This is a genomic window from Stenotrophomonas maltophilia (assembly GCF_003970865.1).
Classification (GTDB): domain Bacteria; phylum Pseudomonadota; class Gammaproteobacteria; order Xanthomonadales; family Xanthomonadaceae; genus Stenotrophomonas; species Stenotrophomonas maltophilia_AR.
Map to the genome: position 1 here is coordinate 1 of NZ_RXLZ01000021.1, position 17568 is coordinate 17568.

General features: G+C 62.2%; 11 protein-coding genes. 7 read left to right on the forward strand and 4 right to left on the reverse strand.

Going from position 1 to position 17568, the window contains the following annotated elements:
* Positions 1-260 precede the first annotated feature (260 nt).
* Both EKL94_RS08905 and EKL94_RS08910 read right to left on the reverse strand, forming a co-directional pair.
* Positions 261-1406, reverse strand: a complete 1146-nt coding sequence (locus tag EKL94_RS08905) for a YncE family protein (RefSeq protein WP_126928800.1) — start codon at positions 1404-1406, stop codon at positions 261-263.
* A gap of 165 nt (positions 1407-1571) precedes the next feature.
* The gene (locus EKL94_RS08910) at positions 1572-2498 is read right to left on the reverse strand and encodes an XVIPCD domain-containing protein (RefSeq protein WP_126928801.1); all 927 of its coding nucleotides are present in this window, start codon (positions 2496-2498) and stop codon (positions 1572-1574) included.
* A 502-nt stretch (positions 2499-3000) separates the two neighbouring features.
* Here EKL94_RS08910 and EKL94_RS08915 point away from each other — a divergent pair.
* A complete protein-coding gene (locus EKL94_RS08915; RefSeq protein ID WP_126928802.1) occupies positions 3001-3510 on the forward strand; it encodes a hypothetical protein in 510 nt (169 codons plus the stop codon).
* 1 nt (position 3511) lies between these two features.
* On the forward strand, positions 3512-7324 hold the full coding sequence (locus EKL94_RS08920; protein WP_126928803.1) for an XVIPCD domain-containing protein: 3813 nt from the start codon (positions 3512-3514) through the stop codon (positions 7322-7324).
* A 254-nt stretch (positions 7325-7578) separates the two neighbouring features.
* Here EKL94_RS08920 and EKL94_RS08925 read toward each other — a convergent pair whose 3' ends face one another.
* Together EKL94_RS08925 and EKL94_RS08930 are read right to left on the reverse strand one after the other, a co-directional pair.
* A complete protein-coding gene (locus EKL94_RS08925; RefSeq protein WP_126928804.1) occupies positions 7579-9282 on the reverse strand; it encodes a LeoA/HP0731 family dynamin-like GTPase in 1704 nt (567 codons plus the stop codon).
* Positions 9283-9295: 13 nt separating this feature from the next.
* Positions 9296-11548: a GTPase family protein gene (locus EKL94_RS08930; RefSeq protein WP_126928805.1), complete on the reverse strand. Its 2253-nt coding sequence runs from the start codon at positions 11546-11548 to the stop codon at positions 9296-9298.
* An 862-nt stretch (positions 11549-12410) separates the two neighbouring features.
* On the opposite strand from EKL94_RS08930, the gene EKL94_RS08935 reads away from it, so the two are divergent.
* From EKL94_RS08935 to EKL94_RS08955, 5 genes are all read left to right on the forward strand, one after another.
* Positions 12411-14459 carry an McrB family protein gene (locus EKL94_RS08935; RefSeq protein ID WP_126928806.1) on the forward strand — a complete coding sequence of 683 codons (2049 nt, stop codon included), beginning with the start codon at positions 12411-12413 and terminating at the stop codon, positions 14457-14459.
* Positions 14456-15766: an McrC family protein gene (locus tag EKL94_RS08940; protein WP_126928807.1), complete on the forward strand. Its 1311-nt coding sequence runs from the start codon at positions 14456-14458 to the stop codon at positions 15764-15766. Before EKL94_RS08935 ends, EKL94_RS08940 begins: the two co-directional genes overlap by 4 nt.
* Before the next feature lie 51 nt (positions 15767-15817).
* Positions 15818-16033 (forward strand): hypothetical protein, encoded by a 216-nt coding sequence (locus tag EKL94_RS08945; protein WP_126928808.1) that lies wholly within the window; start codon positions 15818-15820, stop codon positions 16031-16033.
* Positions 16034-16124: 91 nt separating this feature from the next.
* Positions 16125-16550: a TonB family protein gene (locus EKL94_RS08950; protein WP_126928809.1), complete on the forward strand. Its 426-nt coding sequence runs from the start codon at positions 16125-16127 to the stop codon at positions 16548-16550.
* A 453-nt stretch (positions 16551-17003) separates the two neighbouring features.
* A complete protein-coding gene (locus EKL94_RS08955) occupies positions 17004-17372 on the forward strand; it encodes a hypothetical protein (RefSeq protein WP_049449348.1) in 369 nt (122 codons plus the stop codon).
* Positions 17373-17568 lie beyond the last annotated feature (196 nt).

The window sequence follows — 17568 nt, forward strand, 5'->3', positions numbered from 1 at the left end:
GGCTTGACCAGATCCAGCGGCTCCGGCGCATCCGGCACGCGGCTGCTACAGGCGCCGAGTGCCCCCGCCACCAAGAGAATCAGGCCGGCACGCAGCCAGCTGTGGATACCCAGCATGATTCAGATCCTTTGGCTCCCTGCCATGGGGTTCAACCCTAGCGGGTTGGCGCAGGGCACTGCAACCGGGCAAAGAAAAAGGCAGGGTCAGCACCCTGCCTTCTTCACGCGGCTCGCCGCCGGGCGTGCCCCGGCGTCCCCCCATCACAGCTGGATGCGCGCCACGCTCTCGTCAGCGCCCTTTTCGTCCTTCTCGCCGTTCTTGATGCTCACGAACAACACGTTGTTCTTCGCATCCAGCGCCAAGCTGTTCGGGTGGGTCGGCACCGTGTAGGTCGCCACCTTCTGGTAGCTGTCACTGTTGTAGGCCGTCACCGTACCGGCTTCGCGATTGGTCACGTACAGGCGCTTGCGCGGTGCATCCAGCAGGATGCCCAGCGGACCGGCATCGGTCGGGATGCTGGCCAGTTCCTTGCCGGTGCTGCGGTCGAGCACCAGCACGCGCTGGCCCGGATGCTTGCTCACCAGGCCGCTGCTCTTGGCCTGGTAGCCACGCAGGAATTCCGAGCCCTGGTCGGTCACGAACAGGCGCTTGCCGACCGGGTCCAGCGCGATGTTCATCGGCTGCTCGGCGGCGATCTTGTGCTGCGCCACCACCTTGTTCGAGTCGGTGCCCACGACCACCAGATCGGCCAGCAGGTTGCTGGTGTAGACGCGTTTGTTGGCCGCATCCAGTGCGAGGCCCGGTGCCTTCGCATTGCCCAGGCCGTCGATGGTGTTGATCACCTTCAGCGTGGTGGTATCGATCACGAACAGCACGCTGCTCACGTCCGGCTGGCTGCTGTGGCCGGTCACGTACAGGAGGTTGGCGGCGCTGTCGACCACCAGCTCGCGCAGGTCATGGGTGTAGGCGGCCTTGCCGTCCTTGCCGGTCTTCTTTTCCATCAACTGGATGGTGCCGACGGCCTTGTTCTGCGCGGAGTCGACCACCGTCACCGACAGGTCGACGGTGTTGCCCACGTACAGGCGGTTGTGGGCGTCATCCAGCACCACGCCGAACGCCTTGCGCTCGAGCGGAATGCGAGTTTCCACGGCCAGCGTAGTCGGGTTCAGGCGCAGCACCTGGGCCGGGCCGGCGTCATCGCCGAAGCCGCCGGAGGAGGCCACGAACACGGCGTTCTGCTTAGGGCTGTAGGCCAGCTCGTACAAGCCCTTGGCCACGGCCTGGCGCTGCACGGCGGCGGTGACACTGGCGGTGGGGGCGTTGTCGGCGAACGCGGAGGGCACGCCGAGGCTGAGCGAAACGGCAACGGCCAGGGCGGCCGAGCGGAAGAGAGGATTACGGAACATGCGAGCGTCCTTGAATGGGCACGGGAGGGTGTCCTGGCTCGCTGGGCCGTTCTACGACGGCCCGCACCGCATCTGTCTGCGCGGGGTGGGCTGGCTGGGTAGCAGGGGAATGGTAGCAGGTGGGGGGCGTGGCGTGCGCCGGCGCGCGTATGGCAGGCGCGCGGATTACTGCTCTTTCAAGCGCAGCGAATCGGCCACATCGGTCTTGGCCGCCACCTCGGTGGCGATGCTGGCCCGGCGGTGCCCCGGGTCGTTGCGATCGCCCTGCACGATGAAGATGCTCTCGGCCGCATGGCTGCTCTGGGTCGGCTGGCTGAGCAGCACGTGGTCCACCCGCGAGAGATTGTTCTGCTTGGCCAGCACCAGCAGGCTCGCGCTGATGCGCTGGCTGGCCGCATCGAACGGGCGACCATGCGCAGCGTCCAGCTCGGCCACTTTCTGGATCAGCTGCGCGAACAGGCGATGGTCTGGATGCGAGGGGTCCAGCAGCGTGCCGGCCACTTCAATCGGCGTCGGCGGCGGCTCATCGCTGGCGCGGTCGCCCTGGCGATGATGCTCGGCCTCGCGCTCGGGCATCGCATGGTGGGTTTCGGCATTCAGATCGCTGCCCGGGAACGGCGCGGCAATGCACTGGATTTCCGGCAGGTTGAACAGCACCGCGAACTCGCCCAGGTTACTTCCGCCGTCCAGCGGGGCCGGCAGCGGATGCAGACCGGCATAGTGCAGCACTGCCCAGACGAAATCACTGCAGCGGTTGATGGTGGCCGGACGATCCACATCGAATTCGAACTCGGCCGGCTCCTCGGCGAAATCACGCAGGCAGCCGTAATGCTCCTCGGTGATTTCCAGGGTGCGGCTGTAGTACGGGTCCAGATGTTCGTCGGCATCGTCGTGGCGCACCTGCGCGTACTGCACGCCGGTGGGGGCTTCGCCCGGCGCGTGGCGCGGTGGCGCAAAGCCGTAGCTGTGGGCCTCGTCGCCCGCGGCCACCTGCAGGTACATATGGCCGCGCGGCGAGATGCCCCCGCTCTTCAGTGGGGTGCCGGGGGCGGCCAGGTACAGCGTTGCCGTGTAGCGTGTTGCCTGCTCCATGCCTGTTCAGCCTTGATGGGTGCTGCGGTCCTGGCCGGATGATGGCATAGGTGGGATGGGGGGCAGGTGGAGAAGCCCAAGCTGCGGGATCGGCTTTCTGAATGTGTGAACCAGCATGCATTCCGCAGCGTAAGGCCGAGGATGTGAAGTGCGGCGGAAGGGAGTCGTATATTCTTCAGAAACAGAGCAATGGAATTGCCGATGAACACATCTTTGCAAGTCCGCGTGCCGCAATCTGAGCATGATGAGCCCCCCAACGGGATAGCGGGCAGAATGCGCTCTGTCGTGTGTGGTCAGGAGGATCTTTGTGGGTACAAACCTTGGCCACAGACGCGACACCTACTCCACCTCCTTGCAACGGTTTCGGCCGGAGTTCGTGTATGGGCGCATGTCGTGATTCCTGAACCTGCGCAGCTACAGCGCCTGTAGGCGGAAACTAGCAGCGCGCAGGCGCGCCAAATTCATCACCAGCACCAATCAGTACCAATCCCAGGAAAAGACGATGCCCATTGAATTCAGGCCCGACTCCAACTCTGCATTCGATGCACCCAGCGCGGTGAGAATTTCTTACCCGCGGGTTCTACCTGCCACGCTGTCCGATGGACGCGAAGTCACTGAGTATCAATACACTTTCCGTCGTGACGGTGAGCGGGTAGCGTCGCTTGGCATCTTTGGAACAGAAACGCTTGCGATTGACGAGGACGGCCGTGAGCGCATTTACACGTTGGACCTTAGTACCAGTGAAGTACTGAAATCGATCATCGATTTCAAAGAGGAAATAGGAAATTCCGATGAAGTTTCTGCATTCATCCGCGCCGTCGCGCAGGGACTGCTTAATGTATTCTCCAATCAACCCAGCATTTTCGAGAGCATTCGCTACATCGCAGTAGCTCGGACTGATTCACTGCTTGAACTTGGCATCGCGACGCCAGCGGACAGAATTCAGCTACAGAACGAAGAAGTAGTTCTAGGCAGCTTGTTTGTTCCGCAGAAGCAGGCTGAGGCAGGGTGATATGCCCCAGTTCTCATTTGAAAATTTCGCACTGACGACCCTGACGCCTGCCACAGATGCGGCCAGTGGGGCACTGCTTACCGACCAGCAGAAGGCAGAGGTGGTCAGCTACCTGAAATCCCCAGGCTCCGGGCCCGACGGAGTAACGAGCTACGAAGAGTTCGTCAACTCAAAGCTGCGCACCTTCCCCGCTGAACTTCCGCCCGGCGTTGACTATGTAGCGTTCTCGGGTACTGACAGCTTCGACAAGGGAAACTATTTCAATGCAACGGACTACGGTAAGAATTTACAGGGAAGGACAGGTATCATCGGGGATACCCCGTGGGGAAAGTACATTGAAGAGATTGTAGACAAACCTGAAGCCCATCCGGACTTTCACACGGTTGCCGACAAGTTCCAGGCATTCATGGATGCTCGGGGCTTCAAGCCGATGGGCAACGGTGTTGGCGCGCTCCAAGACATGATGTGGAACGCTGGCAGCCCCAAGTTTTTCGAGAACGCCATCGCCACAGGCAAGCCCTTGGTTGCATTTGTCGAGAATGCCAAGCTCGAGCGTGGCTTCCACAAATTTGAGCTAGCCACCGCCCTCGACCACCCCACCGTCCGCATCAACGGCTACCCCATAAGCGCCTTCGGTCCCGAGCCACTGGCCTTCGCAAGCCAGTCCGCCGCCGAGTACCAGGCGCTTGAACGCAGCCTCGCGCAGCATGCCACCACCAACGGCGCGCACCCCGTCGACATCGCGCAGGTGCGCCTGCATCTCAAGCCCATCGACGGCTATGACGCGATCAGCAAGACGCTCTTCGAACGACCGCTGCACGACTACAGCGCGTTGAACCTGAGCGAGATGTCGACCACACGCGCGAACTGGGTCGCAGCGCATGCCAACCTGACCATAGGGCCACGCCTGTTCGCTGACCTTCCCGAACCATCATCGCACGCGCCCCTGCAACCTGGCGCTCCCCGCGGCCCTCCGCATGCGGCAACCATTGCCGAGACAGTGGCCGACGTTGCACCACATGGCGTACATGCCGGAATCAATCCCGCAATCAAGGTTGCCGGCGTTGCAGGTGTCGCACTGCTTGCGCACGACTTCGCCACCTCCGGGCACAAGTGGATTGAGCTGAACTCGCAAGGCAATGCCGCAGGCGCAGATTCCACCGCTGCACACTTCGTCGGCCGCAACGTCGGTGGCGCAATGGGTGGCTTTCTTGGCGGTGCCGGTGTCGGCCTCGCTTCGGGCTCGTGGACGGGCCCCGGCGCCATTGCAACGGGTATCGGTGGCGGCGTCCTGGGTGCCTACCTCGGCGAACGCTGGGCCGAGCAGAAAGACATCGAACGCGTCTACTCACAAGTTGACCCGATGGGGCGCGCCTGGACACGCGATCCTGCTGACCCCAATGGGCGATGGCTGCGAGCCGGTGAACAGCAGCAGGTCCAGAGCAGCGACCTGGGCACCGGTGTAGAAGTCCGCCCGGTGCAGACGGCACAGGGTGACGACGTCACCTTCCGCACCAGCTACGTTGCCACCGGCACATTGGAGCGCCAGTTGAACTGGCAAGCGGCTCGGGCCTCGTATGAGTTGGGCCTGTCGAGCCCGCCACCGCCACAGAATCCCTACCGGCTGAACGCCAATGGCTTGGCCGAGCCCGCGCGAGGTGCCTTCGAAACCGATCGCGCCTTTGTACGTGATGCCAGCTCGGGGCAATGGGAACTGGAAATCAAGGAAATGGTGGATGGGCGAGTGCCCAACAGCCGCCACCTGCCGGTCTCTGCGGAGCAGGCACAGGCGCTGGATGAACAGTCACGCACGGTCATCGCCCAGAACGCCTCAAACACCAAAGCCGCGATGGCTGCGCGCTACATGGTTGCCCACGAGCAAGGGCGATGGAACGACTTCGGCGACGCGAACAATCCATCTGTTCCCCGCGCCATCCAGGACGCAGAAGCCAGCGCCAACACGCTGCCTGCGAGCGACGGCAACGCCTACACTCGGCAGGCGGACGGCCAATGGGTCAGCAAGGGCGTGATCTTTGACAGCACCGCCAACCGGAACCTGAGCGACGAGCTGGAGATCACCTGGCAAAGCCAGAATGACGGTATCGCTGGGCTGCACGACATCGCCAGGCAGCTCAAGGACACCGCGCAGGTTGCACCCGAGGGTATTCGCGGCCAGGTGGATGCGCTGTACGCGCGCCATGGCATCGAGCGCACCGAGCAGCAGCTTGCGGCTACGGTCGTCGCCGTAGAGCAAACGTTGAATCTCCAGGGCAGGACAGGTGACGTAGTTCTGGAGCTGATGCCAGACCCACGTACCCACGCGCCCAGTGCAGACAGCGCCATCGCGACTTTCGGTGATGCGGGCGGCAACCGGATGGTGCTCACCGGCACCACCACCATTGAAGACATTGCGCGTGCTCAATCGCAGCTTCGGCCCGAAGCGCTACTGGCTGCCCAAGGCGCTACACCTGCAGATCAGGCAACGACGCCCGACGTGCCCGAGCTACGCATTGCTGCGTTGACTGCAAAGGAGCAGGACGCATACCAGCAAGCGCTGCAGGAGGCCAATCGTCAAGGCAGTGCGGCGGTGGATGCGCAGCAGGCAGCGTCTGCGGCAGTGCTGGAGGCGCGAGGGGTGCAGATCGACCCGGTTGAGGCACTGAAGGGCGACACTGACCCGCAACGGGGTGCGGCAACCAGTGCTGCCGTTGAACCCGCTCGCGAGCCCGCTCCGGCGCCAGCTCCTGTCATCGCGGCGCCCTCGGCGGTGATTGTTGAGCCAGAACGCACACGTCCTTCGCGAGAGAGTGAGCAACGAGTCGAGAATCGCTCTGAGCGGCAAGTCGATTCGGCGCAGCGCGCAGAGGATGCCGCCCGGCAGGACGTTCGGAAGGAGGCGCCGGCACCGACTGCACCAGCAGTGGGCCCTCAAAGTGCCTCGCAGCATGAGCCGAATGTAGAGCAGGCCCGTCAGGAGCAGAACGCCTCGGTCGTAGGTACTGCGGCCAGTGCAGGTTTGAGCCAGCCAGTTCAGATGCAAGAGCCCTGGACTGAAGATCCCGCGCACCAGGGCAGTGCTGAGCCGCAGAAGCTTACGGATGCACTGCCGGCGCAGCCCGCCGCCGCTACAGCTCGAGACAAAGCAGAGGAGCAACCTTCTGAGAACGAGCAGGCCCCAAGGACCGCGCAGGAAGTCCCGTTGGATCTCCCACTCCCGCCGCCACCGGACCGGGACAATCCGGAGCTGGAGGCTGCAGGCCCCAGAGCGGCTGGCGTTCGCGGGCAAGCTACCCATGAGGCAGCGCTTCCCTCTTCCCCTTCAGATGAGGAGCGCGACTTCCCTGAGCATGTAGAGCCGCAGCAGACCTCTCTGGCGGAAAGCAATCCAATGCGGCCCGGCCATCCCGATCACCCGCTCTATCAGCAGATCCGCGAGGGGGTGGAAGAGCTGGACGCCAAGCACGGCCGGAGCTTCGATGCGGCAAGCGAGAGAATGACCGCCAGCCTGCTGGTTCTGGCCAAGGACAATGATCTGTCCCACGTCGATCATGTGCTCGTAAGCAACGCCACTGCAACGCATCCCGCCGGCCATACCCTTTTCGTGGTGCAGGGCGAGGCAAGCGACCCTGCCCATCTGCGCGCCTCCATGCCCACTGCAGAGGCCGCGCAGACGCCGGTGGAAGAATCACTACTGCAATTCGATTCGGTCAGCAGGGAGGCTCAGCAGCGCGCACTGGCCAATCAGCAGGAGCAGCAACTGCAGGACGAGCGAGCACAGCAGGATATCCAGGTGCGCGCGGCAAGCGCTTGGTGAAAGCAAGAACACGCCAGATGCGGAGTTGGCGTCGCGTGCCCAGTTGCAACCATACAGGCGGATTGAATCATCAACCGTTAACGCGAAGCGATCGGCGAACTCCTTCAAGTCACGCTCGATGGCGCGGCTGGTCGTCAAGAAACCTTTGACGGCCAACCGTCCCCTCAACTCCCGCACCGTGATCTTTTACGGTGCAGGACGGATCTTCCGCAGCATCTCCCACTGGCGCGCGAGCGCATCATGGATTGCTGCGCCTATCCAGCACGCAGCCGCTTGTATTCGCCCCTCAGCGCATCGGCCTGCCGGTGCCAGCTATCGAAGCGGACCTTGCGCGATGACATGTCGTCCAGCGCAGATTTCAGCGAATTCAGCACCTCATGAAGTTCATGCAGGTCTGGGAAGTAGATACGAACGAACCGGCTGTCACCGGCAGTCCCGTCAAGCTCCTGGTACAGCAACTCCCGCTGGCTTTCCAGCATGGCTACGAACTCCGCCACACCCGCCTTGAACTTCTGCTCCTTCTCGAACGCCTGGTAGGAATCCCAGACCTCCAGCGCAATCCCGAGCCCCGCAAGCGCGCCGTTCACGCCCCCGGCAAGCTTGTGCGCGCCCCAAGGTGCAAACTTGAGATTCTTGCCAAGATCGAAACCAACCATCTTGCCGGCTGACACCACCCCATCACGCATCATGAGGACGGACTTGTTGTTGACCAGCTTGGCGTCAAGCAGATACTTGACACCCTGCTGGCCGAGCGAAGAGACAACGGTATTGAAGTGGTTTATCTCTTCGACGAAGCTCCCCTGCACTGCCTCAAGATTGAGTTTCGCGGTCCGCAGTGACTTGGAATACTCCTCCTGGAGCCGCATGCGAATGATGATTCCATCGGCACCGACCTCCCGTTCGAAAAAGTCCGTCCACGTCTGCATGTCTGCGCCCTTCGCCTGCAGAATCAGATCAGCGAAGTACTGCCCCAGGAAACGACTGATCTGTGCTTCGGCATCGCGCGCTTCTTCGACAGTAGCCGAGAACTGCGTTGAAAGATCCTGCACGGTCTCGGCAAGACGCTCCACTTCCGCATTGATCAAGGCACCACGCTCGACAGCGATGGGTAGATGTTTGCTCAGCACATCGCCAATAATGGCAACGCGGGTATCAGCTACCAGGCGATCTGTTCCTCCACTGGAACGGATCTGCCCCACCGTGGCCTGCTGCAGCAAGCCGATTCGGGAGAGCTGTCGATGCTGGTCCTGGTTCGCCAGCCAGTACTCGATACCCTGTTCATAGGGATTAGCCGATACGGCAACGATGCTCAGCGCTTCGGCCTCGCCAGGGGAAAGTGCGATCAGCTCCACAAGGCGCTGCCGCACGGCACTTCGCTTTACTTCAAGCAGCCGCTGATACTCACCCTCATCCTCGAGATCCGCCACGGCGTCAAAACGGCTGAGTACAAATACTGTCCTGGACAGCAATGCCAGATCGCGGAACAACCAGATCAGTTCGGCTTTGTGACTTTCCTTGACCGGATTGGTTGGATCCATCACGTAGAGAACCAGATTCGCCTCGCTGACGTACTTCCGGGTGAGCTCCTTGTAGGTCTCTCCATCGACCTCGCGCTCACCGAACAGCCCGGGCGTATCCACCAGCAGCAGATCATCGCCAACCGGGTACTCCAGAACGTGATCGGTCGATTCCCTCTGCGAAATTTTCATGCCATCGCGATCCAGGCGATTCATCCACGCCGCGGCGATCGAGGTCTTGCCTTCCGAGAACCCACCAACAAGCGCGACCTTCAGACGCTCGCCCATGACGGTTCCGATAGCGGCTTCGAGCTTCCGCTCGAATGCATCGTCCATCGTCACACCGAAATCTTCGCCCGCCTTCAGGAATGAAAGCAGGTCCCGGAGCATGCCCGCAGCGCGTTCCTGCTGGGCCTTGAATCGTTCAAGTGTCGTGTCCATTTTTTCCGCTCCGTCATGCCAAAGTGGTTTCAATCCTGGCGCTCAACGCGTCCAGTCGAGTGGTGGAAAGCCGCAACACGGCAGCTTTTGCCTTGACGTCCTTTTGGGGCACGCCAAGACGCTTCTTCACGTCGTTGCACGCGCTCCCAAGCGCCTCGATGACCTTGCCCTCGCTGCTTTCCATGTCACGCTTCAGTGAGGCTGTGGCCCTTTCAAGATTCTCGTCAACCGCCTTGCGCTGCTGGGCCTTCTTGTAGCCATCGTCCACCAGGCTCCGCAGCGCCTTGGCCAGACTGATCACGATGCCAAGTGCGCTGAGAGTGATGACGATCCATCCAGCTGGACCTGCCATTACCAGCGCCACCGTACCCAGAGCGGTAGTGACGAGGCCAACGACATTGACGCCATTGTCGACCTTCAGATCCAGCGAGAAGCTTGACGCTGGCATGCCACGCGTCTGCCCATTGGCCAGTTCACCCAGATCCCGCAGATGTTTGCTGAAGCGGTCGGCCGTCGCGGTGACCGAATTCTGGAATGCTGCCATGGTTGCACGGGAGCGCTTGGCCAGACTCTCCTGAAGAACGGCCACATGCGTCTCCATGCTCTCCTGGAGGCGCTCCTTCAATGCATCGTTCCCGATGCCGCCATTGATCAGTGCATAGGCGTCACTGCGGACGCTTGTCTTGAATGTCCGCAACGCGTCCGCAGCGTCGCTCTGGAGGCCAGAACGCAGACGGCTCGCCGCCGTATCGACCTTCCCCAGCGCGGCCTTGGTCTCCGCGATCACCTTGCGCGCATGCGCTTCCAGGCTGGTGGCATGACGATCAAGTTCCTCGACCACGGTCCGCAGCGATTGATTCGCCTTGAACACATTGGCTTGGCGGATCTTGCGCGGCGCATCCATGGCCATCGTCGCCAAGTGTGCAGCCAGGGCCGCAAAGCCGGTCTTGTCCAACAGATGACCCGCATCGAACTCCTCCAGAAACTTCCTCCTGGCCCCGCTGCGATCCTGACCAGCGTCGACCAATGCCTGCGGTGGCGGCAAGCGATCTGCAAGCGCCAGGAACGCCGGATATGCACTGACCGGCAACACGCCTCTGTAGTTGCCGGCCAAGGCTTCGCTCAGGCCCCTGTCCAGGTCAGCGATTCCCTCGGCATCATTGGCAAAGAGCCCGGCCGCGTTGCGCAGCGGCATGACCGCGGCCACGCGCTTGTTGAACACCGCCCAGACCTCAGTCTGTGGCCCCAGGTGGCGCTTGATCTTCTCCAGCGTTCCATCTTCCTTGTCGCCATGCTGCGGACGTGCGGCCTTGCCTGTGACATAGAGCACCGCATGGGCGGTCTGCACGGCCCGGTCGATATGCGCTTTCACTCCGGCCTCGCCACCCTCGATGCCGGGAACGTCCAGCAGCACGATAGGAGCCCCGCCATTGTCGAAGACATAGCGCTGTGTTTCACGCGTGAAATCCGGACGACCATCACCAATGATTACGCCGTCGGAGTGCTCCAGAAGCAGCGGCATCGAGCGCAAGCGTCGAGCCATCATGTCCTCGGCGCTGGCCAATGCCGCGTCAGCTGCGGCGGCTTCGTTTGAAACCTGTTCGCGCTCCTGCAACTGTCGCGCACGAAGCTCTTCAATACGGACCTGGATCGCCGCAGCAGCCGCCGCTTGGGAATCGCGCTTGAACATGCCCAACAGCCGCTGCCACCACGTTCGGTTGGCGTGCGCCAGCGCCGCAGCCTGTCGCTGCTGGTCTCTTTCAAGCTCAAGCGCCTGCAGTTGCTCCTTTGCTTCTGCATCAAGCTCCTGACCACGCAGCGTCGCCCGCGCGGATGCCTCGCGGGCCTGCGCGATGGATAGCCGGGTCGACTCGAGTGAAGCCTCGTCCAAGCCATGCGATGCGATCAGGGCATCGAACTGGCGCTGTTGTTCAAGCTTCCGCGCCTCCTTCAGATGGATGCGCAGGGATTCGATGATGGTGGACTTGCCCGCGTTGGTCTCACCGTACAGGGCCACCGTGAAATCCTTCCAGTCGGCCGAGGCCCGCAGCTCCTCCTGCTTGCCGGCGAGACGTGCCTGCATCAGGTTGAGCGCAGCTATTATCTCGCTTTGAACCGGCTCATCATCAGCGTCGGCTTCTTCTGCCCGGGATTCAAGCGCACGAATCACATCCCGGACACCTTCGGTCACGTAGCTGTAGATCTGTTCGGGTGACCCCGCATCCAGATCGGCAACACTGCCTCCCCCAACGTCAGTGGCCCGCATGGTTCAGCCACTCCACTGGATCGTATCGATCGCTCTGTCCGCTCATATTGCCCCCTGTGTATTGGTTGTCTGGCCGTTCTCAGCCAGTCTGGATCACTGGACCTGATGGGCCTCTGGTCTACAGGTCGTCACCGCCGACCACGCAGTGCCGAAGCAGAGCAAGCCAGCATCGCCCGTAGCCGGCCAACGGAACCGATGGTGATTGAAGGAGTGTTGCAGCGCGCGCATTGTCGGACTACGTCGCCCGGCATCAAGGCATCACCAGAGGCTGCCGCCCAGCGACTCCAGCCGCAGGCGATGCAGGCATATATCCGGGGTAAGGGCCTGATGGGCAAAACATCCTCGTCGTCAGTTCCAGCATCCATGCAACGGTCACGGCATGCACTGCGTCATATTTTGTCGCGACCGAAGCGGAGTATAGGCGCAGATCGCTCGCAGCAAACACCCCTCCCGGGACCGGGTAACCGCAGGCTTCATTTCTGGTATCAGGGCATTCGATGAAACAACGTCACCATCCCACCAGCATCACCGCGGTGATCGCCAGGAACATCCTGCGTTGAAGGAGATTCATGGCAGAAGCCCTCGATCAGGAATCTGGATACCATCCTCCCGGCGCGTGCAACATCCTGTGTCGCGTCAAATTCCTGTCAGCCGATTTCCCCCGCGAACGGTTTGGAGTCTATCAACCTCATACCCGTTGAATATCTGCAATCAATCCGAAAGTGTGACTTCACGTCGCAACTCAGTGATCCGGCAACGTGGCGCGGAAACGCTAAAGTTTCTGCCTCTGCGGCCGCACAGCATCAAGTACCCTCGCCAGGCGGAATGATTCCGCCCGCACCCAGAAGAGAAGGAAATCCCTGTGCCCCAGTTCTTTACCCGCGAGCACTTCGACCTACTGCAGTCCCTGCATGGAACGAAGCACAATCCGGCCGACCCTGCACTCCAACGCGCCTACCAGCGGCTGCGCGAAGCCTACGACGTTACCTACGACTGGGCCAAGCGGGTAAAGCAGGCCGTCTTCCCGGCCGGCCGGGTCAACATCCGCCGCCGCCCGACCAACCAGGGCAACAACTTTGCCTCCTACAACTGGGCAAAGATCTACCCTGAGGCCCACTCACCGGCTGCACTGGCCTATACCGTCGGCCTCAACGGCAACGAAGGTTTCGTGGTCAAGATCGATACCGTCAAGCTGCACGACGGTCAGCCGGTACGCGACGCCTACGTCGCCCTGCGGGATTCCGGCACCATCTCTCCCATCGTGGCTGTCCTGCCGATCGAGGAGGGTCTTGCCATGACTCTGGACGACCTGACCGCATGGAGTATCCAGGCCATTGAGCGCTTCGAGCTCGGCTACGACGAAGTTGCCCAACGCATCGGCCTCACCGGCCATGTGGACCCGGACGGTGTACTCAAGCACTTCGATGTCAACGAAGCGTTTCGTGCCATGCGCGGCGGCTGGTCAGCGGTGGAGACAAACCTGTTCTGCCGCCTTGCGCGACTCGTGCATGATGCAGGCATGGACTGGTGGTTCGCTGGCAGCCGTACGCATCTGCGCTTCGGGCGCAAGAATGCCGGCAGCGCACGTGCCGTCGCGGTCATTGGGCTGGTGCGTGGCAACCGCGCCTGCCAGGTCACCTGGCGCCCGGAGCTGGACAGTATTTCCCGCTTCGTCCGCCAGCGCATCAGCGAGAAGATGATCGACAGCGTCGAAGCTGCGCTGGATGTCGACGACGAACTGCTTGAAGACCTGCTCCGTACCGACGAGGACCGTCCGGGCCTATGGCCCGCACAGGCCGGTGACGATGTGTCGACGTCCTCGCCACTGCCCCATGGCGATGAAGAAGACGAAGACAAGGCCCTGATACAGGATGCCGTCACCGCAGAACTGGCCTTCAACCGCATCTACTTTGGCCCTCCTGGAACCGGCAAGACCCACGGTCTGACCGATCTTCTGCGCGACGAATTCACTGCCGACGAGGACGAGGCATCGGCCGCTGGCGGCCAGCGCAACCGCTATACCTTCATTACGTTCCATCAGTCTTACGGCTACGAGGAGTTTGTGGAGGGACTGCGGCCAGTCATCCAGGAGGTTGGCGAGCCAGGCAGTATCCGCTATGAGATCCGCGCGGGTGCCTTCCTTGGCTTGTGCGAGCGTGCCCGCGAGTTTCCTGGCGAGAAGTTCGCCATCGTCATCGACGAGATCAACCGGGGCAATATCAGCAAGATCTTCGGCGAGCTCATCACCTTGATCGAACTTGACAAGCGCAGCGGCCTGCCCGGCTGCCATGCCGTTACGCTGCCGTACTCGCAGCGGGAATTCTCGGTACCGCGCAATGTCAGCATCATCGGCACCATGAACACGGCCGATCGCTCGCTGGCGCTTCTCGATACCGCGCTGCGGCGGCGCTTCGAGTTCGTGGAAGTCATGCCCAACTCTGAAGACGAAGGCACTGCCCCCCTGGCCGGCCTGAGGGTAAATACCGACGATGCCTGTATCCACGTCCCGAAGCTGCTCACGGCCATCAACCAGCGCATCGAGACGCTGTACGACCGCGATCATCTGGTAGGTCACGCCTACTTCACGGCGCTGAAGCATGCCCCGGACGGCATCGAGCGCATGGGCGCGCTGGCCGAGATCTTCGATACCCGGATCCTGCCGCTGCTGGAAGAGTACTTCTTCGAGGACTGGCAGAAGATCCGCCTGGTACTTGGCGACAACCAGAAAGCACCGGACCTGCAGTTCGTGCAGGAAACGCCAAGCAGCGAGTACGCCCTTGAAAGACTGTTCGGAAAGGAAAGCTCGCCGGACGCTCACACCACCCGTGCGCGCTTCAGCCGCAACAAGAAAGCTCTGCGCTCTGCTGCCGCGTACGTGGCTGTCTACGCCTCGTTGCTGGGGCACGAGTGAGCACGGCAGGTTCCCTCACGCTGCACGAGTACGATGTGATCGTACCAGCTTCGTCGCCGGGCCCCACGCCTGGCGATGCCCATGCCGTGCCGGATGAGCTGTATGCCTGGCTTGAAGGCCAGTCGCTGGACCTGATCGACCGCAAGCTGCCCCCCTGGGTACGCCGCTGCCGCCATGGTGTTCAGGTCACCAGCCATGTGGGCGTGGTCAGGGCGCCGAGCGGCCTGCAGATCGAGATCCTGCCCAAGATTGGCAAGGCGCTGGACGCTGGCGCCAGCGAAGCGCGCGGCCTGCTGCTGAGGATGTTGCGCTGCCTGCAACAGTTCTCGCACCTTCGCTTCGGCAATGCACAGCTCGCCGCCGACAACATGCCCCTGCTGGACGTGTTCGTTGGCGAGTTCCTGCGCACCGTGGTGGCGGTTGCCCGCAGCGGGATACGCGGCCAGTACCAGACGCGAGAGGATGATCTGCCTGCGCTGCGTGGCAGGTTGCTCGTTGCCCAGCATCTGCGGCGCAACCTGGTTCGTGCCGACCGCTTCCATACCGCCCACGACGAGTTCAGTACCAACAGGCCGGAAAACCGGTTGATCCACACAGCATTGCGGAAGGTGCTGGGGACCGCGCGTGTGGCCAACCATCAGCGGCTGGTTCGGGAGCTGCTGGCGGTCTTCGCTGAGGTGCCGGTAAGCCACGACCCGGACCAGGACATGCAACGGGTGCAGCTGGACCGCAACATGCGAACCTATCGCGAGGCGCTGGATTGGACCCGCCTGATCCTGCAAGCGCTTTCACCTACATCGGCGATGGGGGTACAGCGGGCAACCTCGTTGCTGTTCCCGATGGAGCGGCTGTTCGAGGCGTATGTGGCCAAGCACTTCCAGAAGCAGCTACCCGAGCATCTTGCGTTGGATACCCAGGTCAGGCGCCATCACCTGGTGCATCACGGCGGCGCAAAGTGGTTCGAGCTGCGTCCGGATATGGTGGTCAGCCAACGGAGTACTGACGTACTGGTGCTGGACACCAAGTGGAAGCTTTTGGATGCCGGCCAGAACAATGGCACCAACAAGTATGGTCTGCAGCAGGATGATTTCTACCAGTTGCACGCCTATGGACGGAGCTACCTGGGTGGTCGGGGCGTGGTTGCGCTGGTCTACCCCCGTACCGACAAACTGGATCGGCCCTTGCCGGTGTTCGACTTCCCGGGGAGCGAGGGCCTGCAGTTGTGGGTGCTGCCGTTCTGCCTGAAGCAGGCCGAGGTGCTGCTGCCGCAGGGCTGGGAATGGCCGGAAGACGGTTTGGCCGGCTGAATCCAATGTCTTGAGACCAAGGCGGGTCATCCTCTTCAGCCCTACTGGAGGATGGCCGTGACCAAGATCGACCCCGCATGGCTGGAAGCCTTCGATAAGGAGCTTCTCCACCTGTTCGCCATCGACCATCGCGATGCCGGCATGGATGAATACCTGCTGGGCTGCTACGCAGACCTCCCACCGCGCGAGGCTGCACTGGCGTTCGGCAGCGACTACGACCTCGAGCGCGACGATGCACTGTGGCCACGGCCGGGCGCGCCTATGTAATCCGCGCAACAGTCCCGCACGCAGGCATTCAAGGCAGGCGATTCCAAGGGATGACCGCTATGCTGGCAGTGCACCGGAATGGAAACCACGTATGCCCCGTTTGAACACCGCCCTGGCACTGAACTTCGTTCTGATGCTGCTGGGTGCTACACCTGCCATGGCCATGGCCGCAGACCCGCAGGTTTCCACTGAAGTGTTCGTGGAGCGCGGTGACAATCCCACCTTCGAGCTGCAGCAGGCGCCTGCCATTGAGTATTCAACAGCCCCTGCCACGCCGCCCGATACCTTCCTGCAGGCTCCCATGCAGGTGCTGTTGGTTGCTCAACTGGATGAGCTGGGCCACGTTTCCAACGTGATGGTGGCGCGGTCCAGCGGACTGCGGGAGATGGATCGTGCGTCCCTTATCGCAGTGGACAAGTGGCGCTTTGATCCGGTCGTGGTTAACGGCGTCGCGCTGCATGCGCGAGTGCGGGTCCGTCTGACCTTCGCGCCCACGGCCGAGGCGCCGCCCGGCTGAACCGCTGGTTCAATCTGTCGCAATTGGTCCTTCGCCATTGCCCTGGCTGCGGGCGTTTCTGCGCTTGGAGCCAATAGCGCCAAGCCCTTCAAGACCGTTGCGGCGCAATCGCTTGCCGGCTTAACACCGTGTGCGACAATGCCGAAAGCGTCAGGGCTGACAATCGTCGGTTCTGCAGTTTCTTGGCATTTGGTTGCTGCACGGGTATCTCTTGGCGTGCCACCGGAAAAGGGTGGCGCGGGGTTCGAAAGCCCGTTCAGTAGCCTTGTGTTTTGCGCTTGTCAGCCGGCGTCACCTTGCGTGGCGCCGGCTGGCAATCCGTTCGCGTTCCATGGCGGGCGGTGCGTGGGGGTCTTCGGACCCACCGGCTTGGTTACTGTCCGGCTTTCGAACCACGCATCGTCCGCCGCCTTTATCGGTGGCGCTGCTATCTGTCCTGTACGGAGCATTGCCATGAACACATCGGACTTCCGTTCCCTGCACGCGCAGTACGATCCGGACAACGCCGAGCCCGAGCGCGAACCGTCCGTCGATCCCAACGCCTTCGTCGCCACGCTGCATCGCATCGGAACCGGTGCGGCTGCGGACGGCCAGCCTTGGCCCGAGCGGCATCAACTGCCTGGGCGTTGTCTTCAGCTGGCGGACGCGGATTGCGCGCTGGCTGGTCTGCGCGTTGTGGCGGAGCTGATGTTGGCCGCGGAGCGGACTCGGCAGAACGGTGCGCCCGAGGAGTACCTGGGGGATCGGGTTATGGAAGGATTGAAGATGGCGTGTGTGGCGCTGACTGCGCAGGTGACTGAGCGGTTGCACGTGCGGGAGTAGAGCGCGCCTCGCTGCGCACATCGAATGCAATGCTCGGATCGTATGCACGGTCCGAGGCATTCGCCGCTGTCTGAGCCTTTAGCCTCTAACACTGGCCTCACTATGCCGAGCCGGACTTTGCTTGCCCTGACGACGGCAGCGCTATTGGGAATGATCATTGGAGAGACGTACGCGCCGGCCACCGCAATGAGTTTTG

Coding starts and splice junctions, on each gene's coding strand:
- EKL94_RS08910 (WP_126928801.1), bottom strand. CDS start 2,498: ATGGAGCAGGCAACACGCTACACGGCAACGCTGTACCTGGCCGCCCCC.
- EKL94_RS08915 (WP_126928802.1), top strand. CDS start 3,001: ATGCCCATTGAATTCAGGCCCGACTCCAACTCTGCATTCGATGCACCC.
- EKL94_RS08925 (WP_126928804.1), bottom strand. CDS start 9,282: ATGGACACGACACTTGAACGATTCAAGGCCCAGCAGGAACGCGCTGCG.
- EKL94_RS08920 (WP_126928803.1), top strand. CDS start 3,512: ATGCCCCAGTTCTCATTTGAAAATTTCGCACTGACGACCCTGACGCCT.
- EKL94_RS08945 (WP_126928808.1), top strand. CDS start 15,818: ATGGCCGTGACCAAGATCGACCCCGCATGGCTGGAAGCCTTCGATAAG.
- EKL94_RS08930 (WP_126928805.1), bottom strand. CDS start 11,548: ATGCGGGCCACTGACGTTGGGGGAGGCAGTGTTGCCGATCTGGATGCG.
- EKL94_RS08955 (WP_049449348.1), top strand. CDS start 17,004: ATGAACACATCGGACTTCCGTTCCCTGCACGCGCAGTACGATCCGGAC.
- EKL94_RS08905 (WP_126928800.1), bottom strand. CDS start 1,406: ATGTTCCGTAATCCTCTCTTCCGCTCGGCCGCCCTGGCCGTTGCCGTT.
- EKL94_RS08950 (WP_126928809.1), top strand. CDS start 16,125: ATGCCCCGTTTGAACACCGCCCTGGCACTGAACTTCGTTCTGATGCTG.